General features: G+C 73.9%; 20 protein-coding genes. 10 read left to right on the top strand and 10 right to left on the bottom strand.

Features of this window, described 5'->3' with window-relative positions:
- Positions 1–126: 126 nt before the first annotated feature.
- On the top strand, positions 127–1,320 hold the full coding sequence (locus IF655_RS12825; RefSeq protein WP_199584920.1) for a GDSL-type esterase/lipase family protein: 1,194 nt from the start codon (positions 127–129) through the stop codon (positions 1,318–1,320).
- Between the two features lie 21 nt (positions 1,321–1,341).
- On the opposite strand, the gene IF655_RS12820 is transcribed toward IF655_RS12825, so the two are convergent.
- Entirely contained in the window at positions 1,342–1,824 is a 483-nt protein-coding gene (locus IF655_RS12820; RefSeq protein ID WP_199584699.1) for a DUF456 domain-containing protein, read from the bottom strand.
- Positions 1,825–2,013: 189 nt separating this feature from the next.
- Here IF655_RS12820 and IF655_RS12815 point away from each other — a divergent pair, with 189 nt between their 5' ends.
- A complete protein-coding gene (locus IF655_RS12815; protein ID WP_199584698.1) occupies positions 2,014–3,768 on the top strand; it encodes a protein phosphatase 2C domain-containing protein in 1,755 nt (584 codons plus the stop codon).
- 70 nt (positions 3,769–3,838) lie between these two features.
- Positions 3,839–5,581, top strand: coding sequence for a pyruvate dehydrogenase (locus IF655_RS12810; protein ID WP_199584696.1), 1,743 nt, complete (start codon positions 3,839–3,841; stop codon positions 5,579–5,581).
- Between the two features lie 45 nt (positions 5,582–5,626).
- On the opposite strand, the gene IF655_RS12805 is transcribed toward IF655_RS12810, so the two are convergent.
- A complete protein-coding gene (locus IF655_RS12805) occupies positions 5,627–5,824 on the bottom strand; it encodes a hypothetical protein (protein ID WP_199584694.1) in 198 nt (65 codons plus the stop codon).
- A gap of 62 nt (positions 5,825–5,886) precedes the next feature.
- Here IF655_RS12805 and IF655_RS12800 point away from each other — a divergent pair, with 62 nt between their 5' ends.
- The gene (locus IF655_RS12800; protein WP_374100273.1) at positions 5,887–6,363 is read left to right on the top strand and encodes an ATP-binding protein; all 477 of its coding nucleotides are present in this window, start codon (positions 5,887–5,889) and stop codon (positions 6,361–6,363) included.
- A 78-nt stretch (positions 6,364–6,441) separates the two neighbouring features.
- On the opposite strand, the gene IF655_RS12795 is transcribed toward IF655_RS12800, so the two are convergent.
- Positions 6,442–7,482: a DUF2637 domain-containing protein gene (locus IF655_RS12795; protein ID WP_199584691.1), complete on the bottom strand. Its 1,041-nt coding sequence runs from the start codon at positions 7,480–7,482 to the stop codon at positions 6,442–6,444.
- Positions 7,483–7,704: 222 nt separating this feature from the next.
- Positions 7,705–8,550, bottom strand: coding sequence for a (2Fe-2S)-binding protein (locus tag IF655_RS12790; protein WP_199584690.1), 846 nt, complete (start codon positions 8,548–8,550; stop codon positions 7,705–7,707).
- 201 nt (positions 8,551–8,751) lie between these two features.
- Here IF655_RS12790 and IF655_RS12785 point away from each other — a divergent pair, with 201 nt between their 5' ends.
- Positions 8,752–9,582 (top strand): GntR family transcriptional regulator, encoded by an 831-nt coding sequence (locus IF655_RS12785; protein WP_199584689.1) that lies wholly within the window; start codon positions 8,752–8,754, stop codon positions 9,580–9,582.
- Between the two features lie 717 nt (positions 9,583–10,299).
- Here IF655_RS12785 and IF655_RS12780 read toward each other — a convergent pair.
- Positions 10,300–11,082, bottom strand: a complete 783-nt coding sequence (locus IF655_RS12780) for a hypothetical protein (RefSeq protein ID WP_307814915.1) — start codon at positions 11,080–11,082, stop codon at positions 10,300–10,302.
- A gap of 1,220 nt (positions 11,083–12,302) precedes the next feature.
- The gene (locus IF655_RS12775; RefSeq protein ID WP_199584918.1) at positions 12,303–13,976 is read right to left on the bottom strand and encodes a PucR family transcriptional regulator; all 1,674 of its coding nucleotides are present in this window, start codon (positions 13,974–13,976) and stop codon (positions 12,303–12,305) included.
- A 297-nt stretch (positions 13,977–14,273) separates the two neighbouring features.
- Between IF655_RS12775 and IF655_RS12770 the strand changes: the two genes are divergently transcribed.
- The 5 genes from IF655_RS12770 (at position 14,274) to IF655_RS12750 (ending at position 20,093) form a co-directional block, all read left to right on the top strand.
- Complete coding sequence (locus IF655_RS12770) at positions 14,274–15,170, top strand: xanthine dehydrogenase family protein subunit M (protein ID WP_199584688.1); 897 nt, start codon at positions 14,274–14,276, stop codon at positions 15,168–15,170.
- Positions 15,170–15,721, top strand: coding sequence for a (2Fe-2S)-binding protein (locus IF655_RS12765; RefSeq protein WP_199584687.1), 552 nt, complete (start codon positions 15,170–15,172; stop codon positions 15,719–15,721). Before IF655_RS12770 ends, IF655_RS12765 begins: the two co-directional genes overlap by 1 nt.
- Before the next feature lies 1 nt (position 15,722).
- Positions 15,723–18,134: a xanthine dehydrogenase subunit D gene (gene pucD, locus IF655_RS12760; protein WP_199584685.1), complete on the top strand. Its 2,412-nt coding sequence runs from the start codon at positions 15,723–15,725 to the stop codon at positions 18,132–18,134.
- A gap of 28 nt (positions 18,135–18,162) precedes the next feature.
- The gene (locus IF655_RS12755) at positions 18,163–19,314 is read left to right on the top strand and encodes an XdhC/CoxI family protein (protein ID WP_199584683.1); all 1,152 of its coding nucleotides are present in this window, start codon (positions 18,163–18,165) and stop codon (positions 19,312–19,314) included.
- A 134-nt stretch (positions 19,315–19,448) separates the two neighbouring features.
- Positions 19,449–20,093, top strand: a complete 645-nt coding sequence (locus IF655_RS12750; RefSeq protein ID WP_199584917.1) for a LysE family translocator — start codon at positions 19,449–19,451, stop codon at positions 20,091–20,093.
- A 43-nt stretch (positions 20,094–20,136) separates the two neighbouring features.
- Here IF655_RS12750 and IF655_RS12745 read toward each other — a convergent pair whose 3' ends face one another.
- From IF655_RS12745 to IF655_RS12730, 4 genes are all read right to left on the bottom strand, one after another.
- Positions 20,137–20,577, bottom strand: coding sequence for an SRPBCC family protein (locus IF655_RS12745; RefSeq protein WP_199584681.1), 441 nt, complete (start codon positions 20,575–20,577; stop codon positions 20,137–20,139).
- Between the two features lie 303 nt (positions 20,578–20,880).
- On the bottom strand, positions 20,881–21,672 hold the full coding sequence (locus IF655_RS12740) for a trypsin-like serine protease (protein WP_199584679.1): 792 nt from the start codon (positions 21,670–21,672) through the stop codon (positions 20,881–20,883).
- A 235-nt stretch (positions 21,673–21,907) separates the two neighbouring features.
- Entirely contained in the window at positions 21,908–24,739 is a 2,832-nt protein-coding gene (locus IF655_RS12735) for an AAA family ATPase (protein WP_199584677.1), read from the bottom strand.
- A 172-nt stretch (positions 24,740–24,911) separates the two neighbouring features.
- A complete protein-coding gene (locus IF655_RS12730; RefSeq protein WP_199584675.1) occupies positions 24,912–25,760 on the bottom strand; it encodes a helix-turn-helix transcriptional regulator in 849 nt (282 codons plus the stop codon).
- Between the last annotated feature and the right edge of the window lie 144 nt (positions 25,761–25,904).

Raw genomic sequence — 25,904 nt, 5'->3', positions numbered from 1 at the left:
CTCCGCCCGGCGGAACGGGGGTTGAGCCGAGCGGGTGGGGCGCTGGCGCCGTTGCCGTGGGCACGCGCCGTGCGTGTGGGACGGTCGGCCGTGACGGACGGGTACGGCGGCGAAGGGCGGGCGCGGGTGGGCAAGGTCGTGCGGGGACTCGCGGCGGTGTTCCTCGCCCTCGTGCCGGGTACGGCCACAGCCGCAGTGCCCCCCGACCGCGCCGGGCACTCCTGGACCGGGAGCTGGGAGGCGGCGCCCTCCGGGACGACCGCGGGGCTGCCCGGCGCCGCCGTGCGCAACGTCGTCCACCTCAGCGTCGGCGGCAGCGCGCTGCGGGTCCGGATCGGCAATCGGTTCGGGGACGCGCCGCTGCGCATCGGGGCGGTGACCGTCGCGCTGCGGCGCGGGAGCGGCGCGGGGGCAGTGCCGGGGAGCATGCGGAAGCTGACCTTCGCGGGCGGCAGTACCGCCGTCGTGCCGACCGGCGAGGACCTGCTCAGCGACCCGGTGCGGCTCACCGTCCGAGCCGCCGCCGATCTGCTGGTCACCGTGTTCGTCCCCGACGACTGCGGACCGGCGACCGAGCACCGCACCGCCCTCCAGACCAGCTACGTCGCCCGGGCGGGCGCGGGTCACGCCGCCGACGTGGACGAGGCGGCGTACACGGCGACCGCCGTCAGCCGGTGGTACTACGTCACCGGCGTCGACGTACGCGGCAGCGCCCCCGCGAGCGTCGTCGCCCTGGGGGACTCCCTCACGGACGGCACCGGGTCCACCCCCGACGCCAACCACCGCTGGCCCGACCTGCTCGCCGACCGCCTCCGCCGTCACCGCCTCGGCGTCCTCAACGCGGGCATCGGCGGCAACCGCCTGCTGCGCGACGGCACCGGTCCGAGCGCCCTCGCCCGGCTGGACACGGACGCGCTCGACCGCGCCGGGGTGCGGTACCTCGTCCTCTTCGAGGGCGTCAACGACCTCAACGGCACCCCCGCGGCCACCGACCCCGCCGCCTACGCGGAGGCGTACCGCACGATCGTCGCCCGCGCCCACGCCCGGGGCGTCAAGGTCGTCGGGGTGACCCTGGCGCCGTATCGGGGGCACCCCGCGTACTCGGCGGCGCGGGAGGGGGTACGGCAGCGGGTGAACGCGTTCATCCGGGAGGGCGGGATCTTCGACGCGGTGGCGGACGCGGACGCCGCGCTGCGTGACCCCGCCGATCCGGAGCGGCTGCTGCCGCTGTACGACCCCGGGGACCATCTGCACTTCGACGACGACGGCATGGCGGCGGTGGCGGCGGCGGTCGGCAAGGCGCTGGGACGGTGGCGGTGAGCCGCCTCCGGTGGCCGGCCGTCAGCCCCAGAGCACCGCGCCCAGCCACGCCCCCGCGATGAGCAGGCAGGCGAAGAACTCCGCCAGCACGCTGGAGCCGCCGGACCGCATCGCCGTACGGAGCGCGGCCATCGCCTCGCCGTGACGTCCCAGCCGGAGCCGCTCGCCGAGATAGATACCGCCCATGAAGCCGGGCACGGCGCCCACCACCGGGAGCAGGACGAAACCGAGCACGCCGCCGACGCCCGCGTACACCGCCATACGAGGGGTCGCCCCGCTCTCGCGCAGACGGCGCGGCGGCAGCACCCAGCGCACCACCTGCGAGAGCAGCAGGACGACCGTCGCACCGACGAGCACGGCCCACGCGACCGCCCCCGTACTGGTCAGCGCCCACCAGAGCACCCCGGCCCACACCAGCCACGACCCCGGCACACCGGGCACCAGCACACCGCACAGACCCAGCGCGATGACCAGCCCGACCAGCAGGAGTTCCCACGCTCCCATCTGTTCAGGGTGCCGGAGACGGGGGAGGAGCGCAGGTCACGGCAGATCCGGCGGCGCCTTCACCGGTGCGGGGTAGATTTTCGTACTATCGTCCACACGTTCACTCGATAGGACGTTCGAGATGCGTGGGAGCGCCGGATTTCTCCGATGCCCCGTTTTCGTACCGCCCCTGCGGTGAGAATCAAGGGCATGAGCCAGCAGGGGGGAAGGCCCGCCCGTCGTGACGACGACTGGTGGGGGCAGCTTTACGACGAATCGGCCGACGACACCGGCCCCACAGCCGCGCCCGATTCCCTGGACGACCGGTTCGCCTCGGCGAAGGACACGGTGTCGGCTCCGCCGGAGGACGCGACGCCCTCCGGGGGTGAGGGGGAGCAGGCGCGGGTTCCGTTGCCGGGGCAGCGGGGGTACTCGGACGGGGTCCGGGGCGTGGGTTCCGGTGTGGACCGGGGGCCCGACCCTGACGCCGATCGGGGTCTCGGCCCTGACGCCGCCCCGGACGCCGAGGCCCGCTTCGACCCCATCCCCGGTCAGCGCACCGACCCCGACCTCGACCCGGACTTCGAGGTCGATCCCCGTCAGGGGCGCGACGCGGCTGCCGAGCCCGACCTCGACCTGGACCCCGATCCGGCGGCGGGACCCACCGACCTCGCCCCTCCCGAGCCCCGGACCGGACCGCGCCCCACCTTCCCGCCGATGCCCGGCTGGCCCGCGACCGCGTCCGCCGACTCCCGGACGGACCCTCCGGGACACCCCCCGAAGTCCGACCAGGAGCCTCCGCCCCCGGAAGCCGACCCCGGCACGATCCGCCTCGGCGCCCAGGGGCACCGCCCCGAGCCCGTACACCCCAAGTCCCCCCAGGCACCCCCCTCCGAGCCGTCCGCCACCAGTGAGGGGACGGTCCACCTGGGAGTCCCCGCCTCCACCCCGGAGCCCGACCCCTCGGCGGACCCCCCGCCGCAGCCCACCCCCGCCATCACCTACGTGGGCACCCGTCCCCCCACCTACGACCCCGAACCCGTCGCCCTCCCCGCCGCCGACCCCGACGCCCTCGCGGACCTGGTCTCCGACACGATGCTGGACGGCGCCCAGTACGGGACGTGCACGCTGCGGGCCGCCTCCCTGCGGGGGGACTCGGCGAGGTACCGGGGCGAGCCGCGCCGGGACGCGATGCTCACCGCGCGGTTCGGGAGCGGGGAGCACGCGCTCGTGCTCGTGGCCATGGCGACCGGCGCCCGTGCCGCGCCGAAGGCGCACCGGGCGGCGGCCGAGGCGTGCCGGTGGATCGCGGGGGCGGTCGGGCGGAGCCATGAGCGGCTGGCCGAGGACGTGCGGGCGGGGCGGAAGGGAGCGCTCAAGTCGGGGCTGCACCGGCTGACCGACCGCAGCGTCGGGATGCTGCGCGCGAGCGCGGCGGAGCAGGAGCTGGACCCGGAGCTGTACACCGCGAGCCTGCGCTGTCTGCTGCTGTCCGCCGACCCCGACTGCCGCAACCGCGTGTTCTTCGGCGCCGGGGACGGCGGGCTGTTCCGGTTGCGGCGCGGGGAGTGGCAGGACATCGAGCCGAGCCCGCCGACCGCCGAGGGCGACACCGACACCGGCGCCCCCTTCGGCGCGCTGCCCGCCGCGACCCCCGAGGGCGACCGGCTCACCCTGGACCTCGGTCTGCCCGCCCCGCCGAGCGCGTTCGCCCCGGCGCCCGCCGCCGACCCCCAGCCCGCCTTCCGGTTCCGGGCCTCCGTAGCCCGCCCGGGTGATGTGCTGCTGATGTGTACCGGCGGTCTCGCGGAGCCCCTGCGCGGGGAGCCCGCGCTGGGCGCGTTCCTCGCGCGCCGCTGGTCCCGCGCCGCCGCGCCCGGTCTCGCCGCGTTCCTGGCGGACACCCAGACGCGAGTGAAGGGGTACGCCGACGACCGTACGGCGGCGGCCGTGTGGGAGGCGTGACGGCGGACCCTGTGACTTCATGGAACCGGAAGAGGCGTATTCCGGAACCGCGAAGGGGCAGCCGACCGCCATGGCCAGACAGAACGTCGCCGAGCAGTTCGTGGACATCCTCGCCCGCGCCGGGGTGCGCCGTATGTACGGCGTCGTCGGCGACAGCCTCAACCCCGTCGTGGACGCCATCCGCCGCCACCCCGGCATCGACTGGGTCCATGTGCGCCACGAGGAGACCGCCGCGTTCGCCGCCGGGGCCGAGGCGCAGATCACCGGCAGGCTGACCGCCTGCGCGGGCTCCTGCGGTCCTGGCAACCTGCACCTCATCAACGGTCTCTACGACGCGCACCGCTCCATGGCCCCGGTGCTCGCCCTCGCCTCCCACATCCCCTCCAGCGAGATCGGCCTGAGCTACTTCCAGGAGACCCATCCCGAGCGGCTGTTCCAGGAGTGCAGCCACTACAGCGAGATGATCTCCAACCCCCAGCAGATGCCCCGGCTGCTCCAGACCGCGATCCAGCACGCGATCGGGCAGAGCGGGGTCAGCGTCGTCACGCTCCCCGGCGACGTGGCCGACGAGCCGGCGCCGGACAAGTCCTTCGAGAGCGCCCTGGTCACCTCCCGCCCCGCGATCCGCCCCGGCGACGCCGAGATCGAGCAACTCGTGCGGATGATCGACCAGGCCGAGAAGGTCACCCTCTTCTGCGGCAGCGGCACGGCAGGCGCCCACGCCGAGGTGATGGACTTCGCCGGGCGTATCAAGTCCCCGGTGGGACACGCCCTGCGCGGCAAGGAGTGGATCCAGTACGACAACCCGTACGACGTCGGCATGAGCGGTCTGCTCGGCTACGGCGCCGCCTACGAGGCCACCCACGAGTGCGACCTGCTGATCCTGCTCGGCACCGACTTCCCGTACAACGCCTTCCTGCCCGACGACGTGAAGATCGTGCAGATCGATGTGCGCCCCGAGGTCATCGGCCGCCGCTCACGGCTCGACCTCGCCGTGTGGGGCGACGTCCGCGAGACGCTGCACGCGCTGACGCCCCGGGTCAAGGAGAAGACCAACCGCCGCTTCCTCGACCGGATGCTGAAGAAGCACGCCGACGCGCTGGAGGGCGTGGTCAAGGCGTACACCCGCAAGGTCGACAAGCACGTCCCGATCCACCCCGAGTACGTGGCCGCCGTGCTCGACGAACTCGCGGACGACGACGCGGTGTTCACGGTCGACACCGGCATGAACAACGTCTGGGCCGCCCGGTACATCTCGCCCAACGGACGCCGCAGGATCATCGGTTCGTTCTCGCACGGCTCGATGGCGAACGCGCTGCCCATGGCCATCGGCGCCCAGTGCGCCGACCGCGACCGCCAGGTCATCTCCATGTCCGGCGACGGCGGATTCACCATGCTGATGGGCGACTTCCTCACCCTGGTGCAACTGGACCTCCCGGTGAAGGTCGTGCTCTTCAACAACTCCTCGCTCGGCATGGTCGAGTTGGAGATGCTGGTCGCGGGACTGCCCTCGTACGGCACCACCGACGTGAACCCCGACTTCGCCGAAGTCGCCCGCGCCTGCGGGGTGTACGGCGTGCGCGTGGAGAAGCCCAAGCACCTCGCCGGGGCGCTGAAGGACGCCTTCCGGCACAAGGGACCGGCGCTGGTCGACGTCGTCACCGACCCCAACGCGCTCTCCATCCCGCCGAAGATCAGCGCCGAGATGGTCACCGGGTTCGCGCTGTCCGCCTCCAAGATCGTGCTGGACGGCGGCGTCGGACGGATGCTCCAGATGGCCCGTTCCAATCTGCGGAACGTGCCCCGGCCCTGATCCACCGTCACCGAGCGTATGTTTCCGGCCACTTTCACAACACGTTCACGGAGTGTGGACCTCCGGTGCCGGACCGTCGCGCACGCGGCCACGGGGGCGCCCGGGGCGCCGTACGGCCTCCAGGGCGCCCACCGCCCCCGCCGGGCGCCGTCGGCTGCCCCGGCGGCGCCCCGCCCGCACATGGCCGAACAGGCGGCGGTCGGCGCCCGCCCATGACTGCGCCCGGGGCCGCTGGGCAAGCATCCCGGGGTATGCGTTCGACGCTCGACCAGGAGGGGGAGGTCAGGCACGTGCGGGCGGGGGGCATCACCAGACGGGCACGAGGAGGCAAACCCGGGAACACCGGGGCGCCACCTGCGGACACGGGGGAAGGGACGGACCACCCTACGGACGAGGGGCGACGGCTCAGCCGCAGGCTGGCCCGCGCCGACCTCGCGGCGGTGCCCGAGGCGCGCCGCGACCTGCGACGGCTGCTGCGCGACTGGGGACGGCCAGGCGGCGCGGAGACGGCCGAACTGCTCACCAGCGAACTGGTCACCAACGCACTGGTCCACACCGACGACGACGCGGTGCTGACCGCCGTGGTCTCCCCGCGCGGACTGCGCGTGGAGGTACGGGACTTCCTGACCCGCAGACCCCTGCTCCGCGCGGCCGACCCGAACGACGACACCCACGGCCGGGGTCTCGTCCTGGTCCGCTCCCTCGCGGACGCCTGGGGCGTACGACCGCACCGGGTGGGCAAGTCGGTGTGGTTCGAACTCGGCGCCGAGGCAGGACAGTAGACCAGGTCGGTACACGGAAACGGGACAGGGCGCCCTCCGCGTGGGTGGCGCCCCGTCCCGTACCGCAGTGCGGCGTGCTCAGCCGAACTGCTGCTCCAGATCCTTCAGTTTGCGCTCCAGCGAGTCCAGGCGGGGGATGGCCATGGTGTCGTCCTCGGCGGTGAGGTCGACGGTGACCGGTTCAGTCGCCTTTCTTACGGGCTGGAGGGACGGCCGCGAGCGTCCGGGCAGTGTGTCCGGTGCCGATATGGCAGGCTCCGCGGACGCCGTCGCCGCGTCACGGTCCATCTGCACTTCGACCTGCCGGGCCGGCGTGCGCCCGACGACTCCGCTCGCACCCCGGCTCAGCGCCTTCAACTGGGCACGCTCCACGCGCTTCTGGTCGCGGCGGCGCTGCCGGGTCTCCTCCTTCTGCCGCTTGTCGTCACGGGCCTCCTCGACCGCCTCGTCCAGGCTGCGGACGCCCTCCAGGAGCATCAGCGACCAGGCGCGGAAGGTCTCACGGGGCGCCCGTACCCAGCGGACGATACGAATCTGCGGCAACGGGCGCGGCACCAGGCCCTGTTCGCGCAGCGCCGCCCGCCGGGTCTGCTTCAGCGCCCGGTCGAACAGCACGGCAGCCGAGAGCGACATGCCCGAGAAGAACTGCGGCGCGCCGTCGTGGCCCACGCCACGGGGCGCGTGCACCCAGTTGAACCAGGCCGCCGCCGCGGCGAACATCCACACCAGGATGCGTGACCCCAGCGCGGCGTCGCCGTGACTGGCCTCGCGCACCGCGAGCACGGAGCAGAACATGGCGGCGCCGTCCAGACCGAACGGCACCAAGTACTGCCAGCCGTCGGTCAGTCCGAGGTTCTGCTCGCCGAAGCCGACCAGTCCGTGGAAGGACAGGGCGGCAGCCACCGCCGCGCAGCAGAAGAGCAGGACGTAGGACGCCGTGCCGTACACGGCCTCCTTGCGCCTGCGGCGCTCCTCGCTGCGCTCCCACGAGTCGTCCGCGTTCGCGTTGTCCCCTGAGGCACGCTTGCCGCGCGCGAGCACCGCCACCGCCACCAGCATCCCGAGGAGCAGTACGGCGCCCGGCAGCAGCCAGTTGAGCGATATGTCGGTCAGTCGCATCAGCGGTCCCTCGCATTGGGATGGGGTGTAACGCCCGCCATAGTGGCCCATACCCGGCGTGACTCCGGGGATTTCGGGGCAAGAGACCGCCAAGGAAGTGCCCTGGGGTGACCGGAGTGGCAAATCGTTCGAACTACCGCTTGAGGGGCGGGAGTTGAGTTCGAATAAAGACTCCTCGTACGGACGGTTCCGTGACGGGGTTCCGGTGGTAGGCGAAGGCGCTCAGGCGGCCGCGGTGGTGGCGGTCAGCCGGGCGACCCGCTCGCTGTCGCAGGTGCGCGGGCAGGTGTCGCAGGCTTCCGCCGGGCGCAGGGTGTAGAACATGCAGCAGCTCACCCGGTCCCGGGTGGTCACCGGCGCCCCGTCGGCGGCGGTCAGCTCGCGGAACGCGGCCGAACCGGCGTACGGCTTCGTGGCGCCCGGCAGCAGTCGCTCCAGTTCGCGCATCGCGCGCGACTCCTCGCCCTCGCCGAGGAGCCCGGCGACGTACCAGAGCCCCTCCACGATCTCGTCGGTCGCCATGCCCCACAGCGCGCGCCCGCGGCGGCGCATCCGGGGTCCGAAGGCGCCGAGGACCGGCTCCAGGTGCTCCGCGACGGCCGCGCGCACCTCGGCGCGCAGTGCCTCCTCGTCGGCCACGACGACCGCGCCGGGCTCGTCCGCCGCCGGGTCGTCCGGCAGGCAGGCGAAGGCGCCCGGGCGCAGGGTCATGTGCGAGGTGGTGCGGTGGTAGGCGACGTGCGCGGCGGGCAGGCGGGGCACGCGGCGGTGCAGGAACCACGGCAGGGTGATCATCAGGCAGAGCGGCCAGGCGTAGCGGTGCAGACCGAAACTCGCGATGACGTCCGGGCGCCCCCGCTGCCCGTAGTCCCGCAGTACCTGCTCGTCGTCCCAGGCCAGGAAGGAGTCGAGCTGCTCGCCGCCCGCGGCGAGTCCGTCGCCGGTCACCCAGCCCTCGCCGTCGGGCAGCTCCTCCGCCGGGCCGTTCAGCAGCGTCACCTTGAGGTACGGGTAGACCTCGGCGAGACGGGCGTACGCGGCGGTGAGCGGCGTGGCCGCAGCGGGCATGGCGGGACCACCGATCTTGAGTCACGGGCGCTGACGTGCAGGTAAGGCTAACCTTACCCGTCCTGCGGGGAATTTGAACTGCCGCCCCGGGCGCCTAAGGTTCTTGACGGACATATGACAGACCGCCGTCGATGTCCCCCTCGGTCCCAGGACCCCACCAGGACCCCAGGACCCGACCGCCGACAGCCGGAGGAGGACCCCGTGAAGCAGGGACTGCACGACCTCGCCGGAGCGGGACTGCCATGGGGCGCGGCGCGGCCCACGACCCCCCGGGTCCCGCCCCAGCCCGGACCGTCCGAGTCCGGGGCGTCCCAGTCCGGCGCGGCGGCTCGCGAACGGGCCGTGGGCGCGGCGGGTGCGCGCGGTGAGCACACGCACGCCGAGACGCCTATCCGCGTGCCGCGTGCCGCCGTCCAGCGGTCCTCGGTGCGCGGACAGATCCTCGACGCGCTGCGCACCGCGCTGGTCACCGGCGAACTGGAGCCGGGCGAGGTCTACTCGGCGCCGGTCCTCGGTGAGCGCTTCGGCGTCTCCGCGACCCCCGTCCGGGAGGCGATGCAGCAACTCGCCCTGGAGGGCGCGGTCGAGGTCGTTCCCAACCGGGGCTTCCGCGTCGTCCGCCGGGGCGCCCGCGAACTCGCGGAACTGGCCGAGGTACGGGCCCTGTTGGAGGTGCCGGTCCTGCTACGGCTCGCCCGCACCGTCCCGCCCGCCCGCTGGACCGAACTCCGCCCGCTCGCCGAGGACACGCTCCGCGCGGCCGGCTCCGGCTGCCCCGCCGTCTACGCCGAGTCCGACCGCGCCTTCCACCGCGCGGTCCTCTCCCTCGCGGGCAACGAGCAGTTGGTCGGCATCGCCGAAGACCTCCACCGCCGCTCCCAGTGGCCCCTGGTCGGCCCCCAGTCCCGCCGCAGCCGCCCGGCACTGCTCGCGGACGCGACCGAACACCTCGCACTCCTGGACGCGTTGGCCTCCGGCGAGGTGGAGGAGGCGGGGCGGCTGGTGGGGGAGCACTTTGGGGCGGGGCGCTGAGGGGGCGGCTGCGCGGGGGCGTCTCGGCTGGGGGCTTCCTCTTCGGGTTCCGGGGCGGACCTGGGTTTCGCCTTGGGTGGGGTCGCTTGGCTTGACGTGCCCTGTGCGCTGATGCCGCGGGCGGGGGCGGCTTCCGGGGGTGTGAGCGTGCTTCCGTCGCTACGGGGGCTGGGACCTCCGGTCCGGGGTGGCGGGTGAGTGTTGCGTGCGGGATGTTTTTCGCGCGGTTGTCTGGCGTGGTGGGGCGGGCGCGCTGAAATGCGGCGCGGGAGTGGCTGTGGGGGTGTGCGGCTTCCGCTGCTACGGGGGTCGGGTCCTTCGGTTCGGGGCTGGCCAGGCGAGTGCTGCGTGCGGGAAGTTCTTGCCGCGCGGGAGTGGCTGTTGGGGCGGGAGTGCGGCTTCGTCGGCGCGGCGGCAGGGACCTCCGGTGCCGGGTCGGGGTGAGCGCCTGTGGGCGGGACGTTCTTGCCGCGCGGCTGCCCAGCGCTCCGCCCTTCGCGCTGAGCATGCCGCGCGGACGGGTGGCTGTCGGGGGCGAGTGCCCGGTGCGGGGCGTTTCGCCGCGCGGCTGTTCGGCGGCGCCGCCCGCGCGCTGAAATGCCGCTCAGGAGGTGGCCGGTGGGTCGGAGTGCACCGTGAGGGCATGGCCGGGGGCGCCACTTCGGTAGCCGGGGTCTCTGGGGCGAGACCAGGGCGCCCCCCACCACGCGCCCGCCGCTACGCCGTTGCCGCCCCCGGTGTTGGTGGGTTCAACTGTTCGGCCAGCCAGGTGGGGACGCCGCCCAGGAGGCGGAAGAGGCGGCGGGCTTCCTCGCGGAGACGGGAGGCTTCCGGTTCGGTTTCGGTGTCGGCAAGAGAGGCAAGCGCGGGGGCGGTGCCCACCAGGTAGCCCAACTCCTCGCGGATGCGCAGAGATTCGGCGAAGCCGTGCCGCGCCTCGGCCAACTCGCCCTCGCGCAGGGCGAGTCCGGCGAGGTGGCGCCAGGTGAAGGACAGCAGCAGCGGGGCGGAGTGGGCGGTTGCGCCCGCGTGAGCCCGGCGGTAGGCGGCGCGCGCCGCCTGCGGGGAGCTGCTCAGGTTCTCGGCGAGCAGTCCGCGCCGGAAGTCCAGCAGAGCCCGTCCGGGGGACCCGGGCGCGATGAGCGCCGCCGCCCGGCCGAGCGCGGCGCGTGCCTCGTCGGCGCGGTCCCGTACGCCGTGCAGCGTGGACGCGTAGGCGAGCTGACCGCGCTCGCACGCGGCGGCGCCCCGCTCGTCGTCGGTGTGCGCGCGTGCCTCGGCGGTGCGCAGGGCGTCCTCGGCCGCCTCCCAGCCCCGTTCGGTGTACAGGCAGCGCTCCACGAGCAGGGCGGCCCGCTGCAGGGCCGTACCGGGGGTGTCCGCCGGCAGCAGCGCCGCCGCGTCCGCCCAGCACGCCCGGGAGCGCAGCCGCCACACCGCGGTCTGGAGGGGATCGTCACCGGGGGTCGTTCCGTAACCAGACATGGCGGTGTACGCCACGTTGCCTCCTCCAGCACGCCGTCGAGCCGATGAGTGGTGGCGGCATTCCAGCACCGATCTCCGCGCGAGGCCAAGAGGATGGGTGAATGTTTTCACAAAGTTCCCGGCGCACGGGTGCGCCGGGGGCGCTCGCTCAGGTGTCCGAGACGCGGTGCCGGTACGGGCAGGCTGGGTTCGCCCGTCTCCGGCGGCGGGGGCGGCTTTCGGAGAGGCGCGCTGGTGAGGGCACGGGAACGCCCGCGTCCTTGCCGAGTGGCAGCCGGAAATGGCCCGTCGCTCCGTCGGATCCGTCGGCGGCGTCCCGTGCCGCAGCGTCGGAACAGCCGGAGGCGGCGGGGGAGCGGTGCCGGGACGGCCAGTGGCACCGGTGGGAGGGGGTCGAGTGGCCCCTGTCCCGCGCTGGAGGGCGGCGCTGGAGAAGGGCGCTGCTGAAGGCGTTGAGAACGCGTGTGTCCGGCGCCGGGACCGATCACGCGGCGCCGCGCGACCCCAAGGCGGCGGGGTGGCCGGACAGCGCCCGTCGTCCCCCCCCGTACCGACCGACGACGTCTTCGGCCGCCCAGGGACGGCCGAAAGCTCGGGACGCGGTCTCGCGGCGGGCCGAAGGCACCGGGCGCGGGCTTGGGGTCGGCGAGGAGCACCGGGCTGCGGGTGGCTTCGGGATGGCCGGGTGCGCTCCGCGAGGTTCTTGAGACGGCCATGCAGCGTTGTCCCGCGCGGTCTCGCGGCGAGCCGGAGACGCCGGGCAGCGCTTGGTGCGGCGAGGAGTACGCCGGCGAGTGGACGATCCCTGGCGGGCGCCCTCCGGACGGCCGGGCGCGCCCCACGAGGGGGTCTTGAGAGGGTCAGCGCCGTCCTGCGTGTGGTCCCGGGGCAGCCACTGGCGTTCCGGCCGCCGCCTCGGGGTGGCCAGAGGCGCCCCGCGCGGTCCTGGGGCGGGCTGGAGGCGCCAGGCTGGGAGGGCGGGTCGACGGGTGGGATGTCAGCGGGCGGGCCTGGTGCCCTGCTCCGCTGGCTGCCCGGGGGTGGCCGGAGGCGTCCCGCGCGCGATGCCAGGGCGCCCAAGGCGTGGTCCTGGCGTAGCTGTCGGCGTCCCGCGCGCGGTGCCAGTGGCGCACAGGGCTTGGCCCAGCCGGTGGTGCCCCGCGCGCCCGCACAGTGCAGCCAGTAGCACGCCCCCACCAGCCAAGGTCGTACCCCCCGCCGAACCCCCGGAGGGCTCAGCTCATGCGCAACGCCAAGAAGAAGTCCAGCTTGTCCTCCAGGCGGGACAGGTCCCGGCCCGTGAGCTGTTCGATGCGGCCGACCCGGTAGCGGAGGGTGTTGACGTGGAGGTGGAGGCGGGCGGCGCAGCGGGTCCAGGAGCCGTCGGACTCCAGGAAGGCTTCCAGGGTGGGGATCAGCTCGGCGCGGTGGCGGCGGTCGTACTCCTTCAGGGGGTCGAGGAGGCGGGCCGTGAAGGCGCGGCGTACGTCGTCCGGGACGAAGGGGAGGAGCAGGACGTGGGAGGCGAGTTCCTGGTGACCGGCGGCGCAGACGCGGCCGGGGCGTGCCGCCGCGACGCCACGGGCGTGCCGGGCTTCCTCCAGGGCGCCGCGGAGACCTTCGGCAGAGTGCACGGCGGCGCTGACGCCGAGGGTGAGGCGGCCGTCGTCGTCGAGACCCGCCGAGAGAGCCTCCCGTACCGAGCGCAGCAGGGCGTCCGCGAGCAGCCCCGTCTCGGAGCCGTCGTGCTCGGCGGAGACGGCGGGCAGCGGCACCAGCGCCACGGCCTCGTCGCCGGTGTGCGCGACCGCCACCCGGTCGGCGGCGTCCGGACCGGTGGCCAGCGGGTCGGCGAGGACCTCTTCGAGGAGCGACTGGGCGACCGGACCGCCCGCGACCGCGCCGTCCTCCCACTCGACGCGCGCCACGACCACCTGCCAGTGCGGGGCTGCCCCCAGACCGGGCAGCAGCACCGGCGCGGCGACCCGGAGCCGGGCGGCTATCTCGGCGGGCGCGGCGCCGGACTGCACCAGCTCAAGGACCTCCTGGGCGAGGCGGCGGCGCACCGTGCGGGACGCCTCGCGCCGGTCGCGTTCGACGGCGATGAGCTGGGTGACGCCCCGCAGCAGGTCGAGGCGCTCCTCGGGCCAGTCCGCCGCGTCCGCCGCCACGGCCAGCAGCCAGTCGGTGAGCACCGTCTCGCGCACGTCCGGCGCGGACCGCGGGGCGCGTCCGGAGGAGCGGACCGGGAAGAGGGAGTACGTCGTGCCGTCGACCACGACCCGGTGCGGACCGGGACGCCCCGCGCGGGTGGCCGCAAGATGCTCGGCGGCGAGCCGTGCGAAGGTCTCCGGGTCGGGAGCCGGGCCCGACGACTTGGGAGCAGCGATCGGGCGCCCGGTCGGCGAGAGCACCCAGGCGCGCAGGTCCAGGTCGCTGCCGAGCAGGTCGAGGACCACGTCGGGACCGCCGCCCGCCGGACCCGAGGTCATCATCCGCCGGTGCCGGTCCACCACGGCCGCCAGGTCACCGGCCCGCTCGCCGGACACCTGCCGTACGACGTGCTCGGTGATCGTCGCGAACGCCACCGACTCGTCCACCGCGAACAGCGGCAGACGGTGCCGCGCGCAGGCGAGCACCAGGTCCTCGGGTATGTCCCGCAGCTCGGCCTCGCCCGCCGCGAGCGCCGCGACCTGCGCCTGCACCAGCAGCCGGACGAACGCCTCCGAGTCCTCCGCGTCCCGGCGCCAGGCCAGTCCCGTCAGGACCAGCTCGCCGCCGGAGAGGTAGCGGCTCGGATCGCGCAGGTCGGTCGTCATGACCCCGCGCACCGTGCGGTCCAGCTCGTCCTCGCCGCCGAGCAGCCGCAGGCCCAGCGCGTCGGTGTCCAGCAGTGCGCGCAGCCGCATCTCGTCGCCGCCATTCTTTGTCTCGAAACACATGGTCCGTGCCGCCGGACCGTCCCCGTCTCTCCCGGGGGAAACCTCCCCGAGAGAGGGGGAAACGTTTCCGGGGGGAAACGGAGAGATTGCCGATGACCTCCGTTCATACGAATCTACAAGATGCCTGCCCTGGCCAGCCAACTCCTTCATGGTTTCCGTGACTGACCCGGGCCCCTCGCCCGGCGGTGTACTGAGAGCACTCCGTGTCAAAAACACTCGAATGAATCGGCTTTGCCGACGAAGAGACGAGGAAGAGAACCGGTCATGGACTTCCTTCGCCCCGCAAGCTGGGAGGAGGCGCTCGCCGCCAAGGCCGAGCACCCCAGCGCCGTGCCGATCGCGGGCGGCACCGATGTGATGGTGGAGATCAACTTCGACCACCGCCGACCGGAGCACCTCCTCGACCTCAACCGTGTCGGAGATCTCTACGAATGGGAGACCGGCCGGGACACCGTACGGCTGGGCGCGAGCGTCCCCTACGCGGCGATCATGCGCGACCTGCGCGCCGAGCTGCCCGGACTCGCGCTCGCCTCGCACACCGTCGCCTCCCCGCAGATCCGCAACCGGGGCGGCGTCGGCGGCAACCTCGGCACCGCCTCCCCGGCCGGGGACGCCCACCCCGCCCTGCTCGCCGCCGGGGCGGAGGTCGAGGCGGAGTCGGCGGCCCGGGGCACCCGCATGATCCCCATCGACGCCTTCTACACCGGGGTCAAGCGCAACGCCCTCAAGCCCGACGAACTGATCCGCGCGGTGCACATCAAGAAGGCCGAAGGACCCCAGCAGTACGCCAAGGTCGGCACCCGCAACGCCATGGTCATCGCCGTCTGCGCCTTCGGCATCGCCCTGCACCCCGGGACCCGCACCGTGCGCACCGGCATCGGCTCCGCCGCCCCGACCCCCGTACGGGCGCGAACCGCCGAGGAGTTCGTGAACGCCGCCCTGGAGGAGGGGCGGCACTGGGACACCGGCAAGCCGCTCCCCTCCTCCCTCCTCCAGCAGTTCGCGGACCTGTGCGCGGGCGCCTGCAACCCGATCGACGACGTCCGGGGCACCGCCGGGTACCGCCGCCACGCGATCGGCGTCCTCGCCCGCCGCACGCTCACCTGGACCTGGGAGTCCTACCGCGACACCCGCCGCGCCACCGAAGAGGGAGCCGCCTGATGCGCGTCAGCTTCACCGTCAACGGACGCCCCCAGCAGGCGGACGACGTCTGGGAGGGCGAGTCCCTGCTCTACGTCCTGCGCGAGCGGCTCGGTCTGCCCGGCTCCAAGAACGCCTGCGAACAGGGCGAGTGCGGCTCCTGCACGGTCCGCCTCGACGGCGTCCCGGTCTGCTCCTGCCTGGTCGCGGCGGGCCAGGTCGAGGGGCGCGACGTGGTCACCGTCGAAGGGCTCGCGGAACACGCCAGGCAGCGTGCGGACGACACCGGTGCGGCAGGTACGTCCCTGGAGGAGGCTCGGCGCTGGCAGCCCGGCACCGGCGGCGAACTCGCGCCCATCCAGCAGGCGTTCATCGACGCGGGCGCCGTGCAGTGCGGCTTCTGCACCCCTGGACTCCTCGTCGCCGCCGACGAGTTGCTGGAGCAGAACCCCGAACCGTCCGACGCCGACATCCGCGAGGCGCTCTCGGGCAACCTGTGCCGCTGCACCGGCTACGAGAAGATCATGGACGCCGTCCGCCTCGCCGCCGCCCGCCAGACCGAGGGGGCGTGAGATGGCACCGCGCGAACTGCCCACCACCACACGCCCGTCGGGCGCCCCCACGAAGATCACCCAGGGCTCGGGCGCCCGGGGCGGCATCGGCGAGTCCACGCTCCGCCCGGACGGCATCCTCAAGGTCACCGGCGAGTTCGCCTACTCCTCCGACCTCTGGCACGAGGACATGCTCTGGGGTCAGATCCTGCGCTCCACCGTCGCCCACGCCGAGATCGTCTCCATCGACACCGCCGAGGCACTGGCGCTGCCCGGTGTCCACGCCGTCCTCACCTACGACGACCTGCCCGCCGAGGCGCGCCACTACGGTCTGGAGATCCAGGACACCCCCGTCCTCGCCCACGGCAAGGTCCGCCACCACGGCGAGCCCGTCGCCGTCGTCGCTGCCGACCACCCCGAGACCGCCCGCCGCGCCGCCGCCAAGATCCGCGTGGAATACCGGGAGTTGCCCGTCGTCACCGACTACGCCTCGGCAACAGCCCCCGACGCGCCCCTCGTTCACGAGCACCGCGACGACCACCACTTCCCCTACGTCCCCCACCCCAACATCGTCCACCGCCAGCCCATCGTGAGTGGCGATGCCCAACTGGCAGCCGAGCGCGCCGATGTGATCGTCACCGGCGAATACACCTTCGGGATGCAGGACCAGGCGTTCCTCGGTCCCGAGTCCGGGCTCGCCGTCCCCGAGGAGGACGGCGGCGTCCACCTCTACATCGCCACCCAGTGGCTCCACTCCGACCTGCACCAGATCGCCCCCGTCCTCGGACTGCCCGAGGACAAGGTGCGGATGACCCTGGCGGGCGTCGGCGGCGCGTTCGGCGGGCGCGAGGACCTGTCGATGCAGATCCACGCCTGCCTGCTCGCCCTGCGCACCGGACGCCCGGTGAAGATCGTCTACAACCGGTTCGAGTCCTTCTTCGGGCACGTCCACCGCCACCCCGCCAAGCTGTACTACGAGCACGGCGCGACCCGCGACGGCAGGCTCACCCACGTCAGGGCCCGTATCGTCCTCGACGGCGGCGCCTACGCCTCCTCCTCCCCGGCTGTCGTCGGCAACGCCGCCTCCCTCGGCGTCGGGCCGTACCAGGTGGCCGACGTGGACGTGGAAGCCGTCGCCCTCTACACCAACAACCCGCCCTGCGGCGCCATGCGCGGCTTCGGCGCGGTCCAGGCGTGCTTCGCCTACGAGGCGCAGATGGACAAGCTGGCCAAGGCGCTCGGCATGGACCCGGTCGAGCTGCGGCAGCGCAACGCCATGGAGCAGGGCAGCGTGATGCCGACCGGGCAGATCGTCGACTCACCGGCACCGGTCGCCGAACTCCTGCGCCGGGTCAAGGCGTTGCCCCTGCCGCCCGAGCGCCAGTGGGAGTCCAGCGAGGGCGCCGACGTACGCCAGTTGCCCGGCGGTCTCTCCAACACCACCCACGGCGAAGGCGTCGTACGCGGGGTCGGCTACGCGGTCGGCATCAAGAACGTCGGTTTCTCCGAGGGGTTCGACGACTACTCCACCGCCAAGGTCCGCATGGAGGTCGCCGGAGGCGTGCCCGTCGCCACCGTGTACACCGCGATGGCGGAGGTCGGCCAGGGCGGTGTCACCGTGCACGCGCAGATCGCCCGCACGGAGCTGGGCGTGAGCCAGGTGACCATCAAACCCGCCGACACCCGCGTGGGCAGCGCCGGTTCGACCTCCGCCTCCCGGCAGACGTACGTCACCGGCGGCGCCGTACGGCACGCCTGCGGGCTGGTGCGCGAGAAGGTCCTCGCCATCGGGCGCCGCAAGTACGGCAGTCACCACCCCGCCTGGGCCACCGCCGAACTCCTCCTGGAGGACGGCAAGGTGGTCACCGACGGCGGTGAGGTCCTTGCCGCGCTGGCCGACGTGCTGGAGGGCGAGAGCGTCGAGGTCGAGGCGGAGTGGCGGCACCGGCCCACCCAGCCCTTCGACCGGAGGACCGGACAGGGCGACGGACACGTCCAGTACTCCTTCGCCGCGCACCGTGCCGTCGTCGAGGTCGACACCGAACTCGGTCTGGTCAAGGTGATCGAGCTGGCCTGTGCGCAGGACGTCGGCAAGGCGCTCAACCCCCTCTCGGTCACCGGCCAGATCCAGGGCGGCACCGTCCAGGGCCTCGGCATCGCGGTCATGGAGGAGATCCAGGTCGACCCGGTCACCGCGAAGGTCCGCAACCCCTCCTTCACCGACTACCTCATCCCGACCATCCTCGACACCCCCACCATCCCCGTCGACGTCCTCGAACTCGCCGACAGCAACGCCCCGTACGGGCTGCGCGGCGTGGGCGAGGCGCCGACCCTGTCGTCGACTCCCGCCGTACTGGCCGCCATTCGCGACGCGACCGGGCTGGACCTCACCCGTGTCCCGGTACGGCCCGAGCACCTGACGGGGACGGCATGAGACCGGCGCGCGGTCAGGAGGACGACTGATGCTCGACATCGCCGAGGAACTGGACCGGTGGATCACCGAGGGGCGCGACTTCGCCGTGGCCACCGTGGTGGGCGTCGGCGGCAGCGCCCCCCGCCCCCCGGGCGCCGCCCTCGCGGTGGACGCCGAGGGCAGCGTCATCGGCTCGGTCTCCGGCGGCTGCGTCGAGGGCGCGGTGTACGAGCTGTGCCGCCAGGCACTCGCGGACGGCGAGAGCGTGCTCGAACACTTCGGGTACGACGACGCGGACGCCTTCGCCGCCGGGCTGACCTGCGGCGGCACCCTCGACATCCTGGTGACCCCGGTCCGCGCCGACAGCCCCGGCAGGACCGTGTTCGCCGCCGCGCTGGCCGCCGCCGCCCGGGGACGTGCGGCGGCGCTCGCCCGGATCGTCTCGGGACCGGACCGGCTGCTGGGCCGCGCCCTGTTCGTACGCCCCGACGGCACCCCGCTCGGCGGCTTCGGCGCCCACCCCGAGCTGGACCGCACCGTCGCCGCCGAGGCGGTCGCCTTCCTGGACGCGGGCCGCACCGGGACTGTGGAGACCGGCGAGCGGGGTGCGCGCTGCGGGGCTCCGGTGACCGTCCTGGTGGAGACCTCGGTGCCGCCGCCCCGGATGATCGTCTTCGGCGCCGTCGACTTCGCCGCGGCGCTGGTCCGCGTCGGCGCCTTCCTCGGCTACCGCGTCACCGTGTGCGACGCGCGCCCCGTGTTCACCACCCGCGCCCGCTTCCCGGAGGCCGACGAGATCGTGGTCGACTGGCCGCACCGCTATCTGGAGCGCACCGCGACCGACTCCCGCACCGTGCTGTGCGTCCTCACCCACGACGCCAAGTTCGACGTACCGCTGCTGCGCCGCGCCCTGCGCCTGCCGGTCGCCTACGTCGGCGCGATGGGCTCCCGGCGCACCCACCTCGACCGCCTGGAGCTGCTGCGCGAGGCGGGGGTCACCGAGCGGGAACTCGCCCGTCTGCACTCCCCGATCGGGCTCGACCTCGGCGCCCGCACCCCCGAGGAGACCGCGCTGTCCATCGCCGCCGAGATCGTCGCCGGACGGCGCGGCGGCACCGGCGTACCGCTCACCGGGGCACACACCCCGATCCACCACGACGCGCCGGACCGGACCGCCCCGCGCATAGGATCGCCGGTCTGAACCGCGTAGGACACGGCTGCCAGGGGATTTCCTTGCGGGTGTGATCACCGGACGGGTCCGGTGTCCCGTGAATGCGGTGATCACAAGGGCATAATCGCTTGCCGCCCCTCCGTGCTCCCGTGCTTGCATGGGGCATGGTCTCCACCGACCGGCTGCTGGCGTTCGCGGCCCTCTCCCTCGTGCTCATCGTGGTCCCGGGTCCGAGCGTGCTGTTCGTCGTCGGGCGGGCGCTCGCGCACGGGCGCCGGGCCGCGCTGACGACCGTCGCGGGCAACACCCTCGGCGCCTATGTGCTCGTCGCCGCCGTCGCCCTCGGGGTCGGCTCGGTGGTGGAGCGTTCGGTGCTCGCCTTCACGGTGCTCAAACTCGCGGGCGCCGCCTACCTCGTGTACCTGGGGGTGATGGCCTGGCGGCGGCGCGGCTCGCTGCGGGACGCGGTCACCGCCGCCGAACCGGGACCGGAGCACGGCGCGCTGCGCACGCTGGGGGAGGGGTTCGCGGTGGGGGTGGCGAACCCCAAGACGATCGTGTTCTTCGCCGCCGTACTGCCCCAGTTCGCCGATCCGGGGCAGGGGCACGTCCCCGCCCAGATGCTGCTGCTCGGGCTGGTGTTCAACGTCATCGCGCTGACCTCGGACAGTCTGTGGGGGCTGGTCGCCTCCGCCGCCCGGGACTGGTTCGCCCGCTCGCCCCGGCGGCTCGCGGCGGTCGGCGGCGCGGGCGGACTCGCGATGATCGGGCTGGGCGTGACCGTCGCGGTCACCGGGCGCAAGGACTGACCGGACCCCGCCCGGGCGGGACCACCCCGGCGGGACGGGCGCCTCACTCCCGCCGCAGCAACCCGTTGACCGCGCGCCCGAACATCGACTGCGCCGCGCTCGTCGTCACCCCGTCGAAGGACCGGGGCAGGAAGCTCACCCGCAGCTCCTCCCGCCACACCACCCGGGTCCGCCCGCCGGGACCCGGCCGTACCTCGATCTCCGCCCAGCCCAGCACCACACGTCCGCGCTTCTCCAGTCGGCACAGCCCGGGTTCGTCGTCCACCGGCGGGCGCCAGACGGTGACCTCCATCGGGTCGTCGAAGGTCAGCGGACCGACACCCGTACGGGCGACGAAGCGGGTGCCCACCCCGGTCGGCGGGGGCGTGGCCACCGTGACCCGGGTCAGCGGCACCACGTCGGCGTGGCGGGGCCAGTCGGTGAGCCGGCGCCACGCCTCCGCGAGGGGAAGGGGGACCGTGCGTTCGAGCGTGAAGAGAGACACGCGACGATCGTAGGGAATCACCGGCGCCCACCGGCCCGTTCGCCCCCGCGCTCACCTGCCCGGCGCAGCGTCCGGAGCGACGACGGCGCCCCGGCGCGTCCGCCGGGTGGTCCCGCGCCCCCGGTCACCACCTTCGGTGGGCCGTACACGCGCCGTCGTCCGGCGGGCGCTCCGGGGCGCCCCCACTGGTCATCCCCCAAGGGAATGCCCGTAGTGGATAGGGGGACGCTGCGGGCCGCTCGTGGTCGCTCGCAGCGTCCCCCTGGTCTCGCACCCGGGGCAACCCCCGGGACGTTGCCCGGGTTACGAGTTGACCTGAGCGGTCACCAGGTTCGAGAAGGTGGTCAGCCGGGTGTAGACACCCGGGTAACCCGCCTCCGCGCACCCCTCTCCCCAGGAAGTGATCCCTGCCAGGACGCCCCCGATGATCAGGGGACCGCCGCTGTCGCCCTGGCAGGTGTCCACGCCACCGGAGCTGAGTCCGGCGCACACCATGTCGGACTGCACGTAGTCCGAGCCGTAGGAGGTACGGCAGCTCGAGTCGGACACGACCGGAACGGTCGCGGTCCGGAGCTGGTTGGAGGAGCTGCCGTTCTCCCGGGTCGTGCCCCAGCCCAGAATCCGCGCCGTGGTACCGGCCGCGTAGACACTGGTCTGGGAGGAGGAGACGTACGACACCGGGGAGTACGACATCGACGTCGACAGGGTCAGCACGGCCACGTCGTCGCCGTTGGTGGCGTCGGTGTAGTCCGGGTTGATCCAGATCTTGCTGACGCGGCTCACCGTGCCGTCGGTGCCGTTCAGATAGGTCCGCCCGCCGACCACGCGCACACTGCTCGTCGACTCGCCGACCATGCAGTGCGCCGCCGTCACGACCTTCTTCGCCGCGACCAGCGTGCCGCCGCAGAACTGACTGCCCGACGCGTCCGTGATCTGCATGACGTACGGGTACGCCGACGCCGTGGTCGTCGTGCCGCCCACGATGGGCTGGGGCGCGGCGCTCGCCGCGGGGGAGGCGATCAGCGCGGTGGCCGCCGCGGCGGCGGTCGCCACCAGGACTGCGGCGGTCTTTCTGGCACGAGTGAGCCCGAACATGAGTCTCCTCAGTGGGGGTTGCCGGTGGGGGTCGCGCGGGTGTGGGGGGTGAGGCACGGGGCTGGACACCCCCTGCTCCGGCGGAGCGGAGAGCGGGAGGGACCGACCCCGTGTGCCCGGGCGAGCGGCACGCCCTTACGCTAGGACCCGCGACTCCCGCCTCCCAATGAGGGAACCCCCTAGGGGGACAGGGGAGGGAAAACCCTCGGTCCGGCTCAGTTAACCGGGCGTGCCGTCACTTCGCGCGGCGACCTGCGGCCAATCGGACGATGTCCACCCGGGACCTGATGCCCAGCTTCCGGTAGACCCGGGTCAGGGTCGCCTCCACCGTCTTCACACTCACGAACAGCCGCGCGGCGATCTCCCGGTTGGTCGCCCCCTCCATGACCAGCGCGGCCACCTGACGCTCCATCGACGCCAGCCCCGCGAGCGCGTCCAGCGCCTCCGGCGCGGCGGGCGCGGACTCCGGCTCCGGCGCGGTGCGCGCCTCCTCCACCTGGCGCAGCCAGGGCAGCGCCCGGCAGCGCCGGAACAGCCGGGTCGCCTCGTCGTACGCCGCCTGCGGCCGCCTGCGCCCGCCCTCCGGGCGCCGGGCACGCAGCCGGGCCAGCGCGAACGCCGCCCGCGCCTCCTCCAGGCCGTAGCCGAGCTTGGCCAGCCGGTCCTGAGCCGACGTCAGCCGCGCCACCGCCCCCTCGTGATCCCCGCGCGCCGCCCTGACCTGTGCCTCCGCCCGGTCCAGGACCGCGAGGACGCTCTCCCTGCCGAGCCGCAGGGCGTGTTCGCGGCTCGCGTCGATGACGTCCTGCGCCTCGTCGGGTTCACCGGTACGGACCAGCGCCTCCGCCAGGTCGCCCTGCCAGCGTCCGCGCGCCGGGTCGGTGATGCCGAGGTCCCGCTCCAGGGCGCGCACCCGGCGCAGCGAACGCACGGTGCCCGCCGGATCGCCCGCGACCAACTGGGCGTATCCCAGCGCGCCGAGCGCCCGGGAGAGGTACATCTGGTCGCCGTCCCGCTCCGCCTGCTCCGCCGCCTCCCGGGCGAGCGCCACCGCCCGCTCCACGTCACCGCCGGACGCCTCCGCCAGCGAGGTGAGCATCGCCGAGGCGGTCTCGCCGATCCCGGAGTCACGGGCAAGACGCAGCGCGTCCCTGGCCACTTCGAGGGCGCGCCCGCAGTGCCCGGCGCGCAGCTCCGTCTCGGCCAGACCGCGCAGGAAGTGCACCTCGCTCTCCACCGAACCGCGCCTGCGCACCTCGCGCAGCAGCGCCGTCACCGTCGTACGCGCCTCGGCGAGACGGTCGCCCATGACCAGCCAGCGGAACCGGGCGCTGCCCGCGCCGTTGTGATGGCAGGCCACCTCCGGGAGCTGCGGCTCGGTCAGCGCCCGCTTGATGGTGCGGGGTGCCTCCGGATGGCCCATCAGGGTCTCGGTCTGCGCCTGGAAGGCCAGCGCCAGCAGCTCGGTGCGCCGGTCACCGCCGCGCGCGGCCAGCTCGGCGGCGTGCGCGGCGGCGGTCCGGGCGTCGGTGAAGTCGCCCTCCACGATGAGCGCCCGCCAGGCGAGCTGGTAGTGGACCTGAGCCAGCAGCCGGGCGTCGTCGCCCGCGTCGGCCAGCGCCTGCGGGAAGACCGCCTCGACCTCGGCCATGGTGTGCCCGGCGGTGTCGATCACCACGATCCACGCCCGCACCCGGTGCGCGGGCACGGTCGCCCGGGTCAGCACCTCGCGCGCGATGTCCCGCGCCAGGTCGACCTCGCCCGCCGTGATCGCGTCCTCCGCCGCCTGCAGCCGCCGCTCGTCCGGCCCGGGGACGCTGTCCGCCGGGGTGCGCCGGGCGGCGAGCAGTCCGAGCTGGGCGGCGACGGACGGCGCGCCCCGGTCGCGGGCGAGCGCCGCCGCCTCCGCGAGCCGGGTGGCCACCTCCGGATCGGCGCCCGTGGTGGCGAGGGCCAGATGACGAGCCCGCTCGATCGGGTCGGAGGCGGCCGTGGACAGCGCGGCGTGCGCGGCGCGCCGCTCGGGCGCCGGAGCCTCGGCGTACAGCGCGGCGGAGATCAGCGGGTGCGCGAACCGTACGGCGGGAGCCTCCTGCTCGGTGGCGAGCAGCCCGAGTTCGCTCGCCTGGGCGCACTCCGCCTCGGCGTTCTCCCGCCCCGCCGAGTGCAGCAGCGCCGTGGTGGGACGGGCGCCCGCGCTCGCCACGAGCAGGGTGCGGCGCGCCTCCACCGAGAGCATGTCCAGCCGGCTGAGCACCAGCGCGCGCAGCGAGGTCGGCACCGGCAGCGGCTCGCCGGGACGCGGCGGGGTCGGGCTGTCGGCGAGCGCGCGGCCCAGCTCCAGGGCGAACAGCGGATTGCCGCCGCTGGTGCGGTGGATCTCGCGCACGGTGGAGCGCGGCAGCGCGCCGTGCCCCCGGTGGTCGAGCAGCCGGGCGACCTGGGCGCGGCCGAGCGGTCCGAGCCGCAGCGCGGCGGTGCCCGGCGGACACGCGCGCAGATGACGGTCGTACTCCTGGGAGTCCGGACCCTCCGTGCGCACCGCGCACAGCATCTGCACCGGGGTGCCCTCCAGACGGCGGGCGGCGAAGCCGAGCAGCTCCGCGCTGGCCGGGTCGAGCCACTGGAGGTCGTCGGCGACGACCAGGACCGGGCCCTGCGCGGCGAGCGCGCGCAGCGCGGAGAGCACCGCGAGGCGCAGGGCGAGACCGTCGCGCTGGAGGCTGGACTCGCCGCGCCCGGTGAGCGCCGACTCCAGGGCGGTCAACTGGGCGGCGGGCAGCCCGGGCGCGATCTCGTCGAGCACCAGTCCGAAGAGATCGGCGAGCGCGAGGAAGGGCAGATGCGATTCGGACTCCGTCGCCGAGCAGCGCAACACGGTGCGCGCGTGCGCCCCGTATTCCTCGGCCAATGCCCGCAGCACGGTCGATTTTCCTATTCCGGCGGGACCGTGCAGCAGCACACTGCCTCCGGCGCCGAGATGGTCCTTCGCGGCAGCGAACAGTTCCTCGTGGCCGATGACCAGGTCGGAGCGGCATCGGGCAGGCTCCTGGAAGTCCCGTCGCACGGTCGCCGCTCCCCTCGTGTCGTGTCCTGGCCAAATTCTAGGCAACAGAGCCACGAATTCGGCCGGAAGTGGAGGTGAGGGAAATTACAACCGGCCGCGACCCGGAATTCAATCGGGTCCGGTAACTCCCTCAGGGGATGAGCCCCGCGGATGTTCCCCCAGGGGACACCCCCTACGGCAGCACCCCCGCCCGCCGGGCCGCCGTCACCGCCTCGCCCCTCGTGTGCGCGCCGAGTTTCCGCATCGCCGAGCGCAGATAACCCTTCACCGTCTCCGGACCCAGCCCCAGCCGCTCCGCCACCGCCGCGTTCGTCGCGCCCGTGGCGACCCACGCCAGCACGTCCAGCTCGCGCGGCGCGAGCAGCGGACCTGCGACCGGATCAGGACCGGGACCGGGAGCGGACAGCAGGTCACAGGCCGCGAGGAGTTCCGCGCGCAGTCCCGGATCGGCCATGCGCGGCGCCAGCGCACGCAGCGCCGCGTGCGCCTCACGCACCTGCTCCCACCCCGGCCCGGACTCCGCCCGCACGACGCCCGGCAGCCCCCGCGCCTCCCGACCCGGCGCGTCCGCCGCCTCCCGCACCGCCAGCGCCCGCTCGACCTCCCGCGCCGCCGCCACCGCCCCGCCGAGCACCCGGTCGCCCAGCGGCTGAGCGGTGCGCAGCGCGCCGTAGAGCACCCCGCGCACCCGGTGCCGCACCACCACCGGCACCGCGAGCACCGAGCGCAGACCCTCGGCGGTCACCGGCGCGTCGTACTCGTGGCTGATACGGCGCGAGACGGAGTAGTCGGTCACGGCGCACACCCGGCCGAGCGCGACCGCCTTGCCGCCGAGCCCGGTCCCGGAGGTCACCGCGAGCGAGCGCAGCGCGGCGGTCTCCGTCCCGCTCAGCTCGCTGATCCGGACGCGCGAGCCACCCGGTTCGACCAGCCCGCCGAACGCGACGGGCAGCCCCGTGGCGTGCCGCAGCCGGTTCAGCGCAGCCCGGATCTCCGCCGTCGCCACCGCCTCTGCCGCCACTTCTTTGCCCCTTCGCCCGGCTTTCGGTGTCCACGCACCCCCGTTCGGGGGTAGTGAGACCCGCATCACGGATTAGACGATGGCAACGAGCCGCCCGGCAATGGCCCGGGACGCGGGAGTTCCGCCCGATTCGGCGGGCGACCG

The organism is Streptomyces sp. DSM 110735, assembly GCF_016482685.1.
Classification (GTDB): domain Bacteria; phylum Actinomycetota; class Actinomycetes; order Streptomycetales; family Streptomycetaceae; genus Streptomyces.
This window is presented reverse-complemented; position numbering and strand designations above follow the sequence as displayed.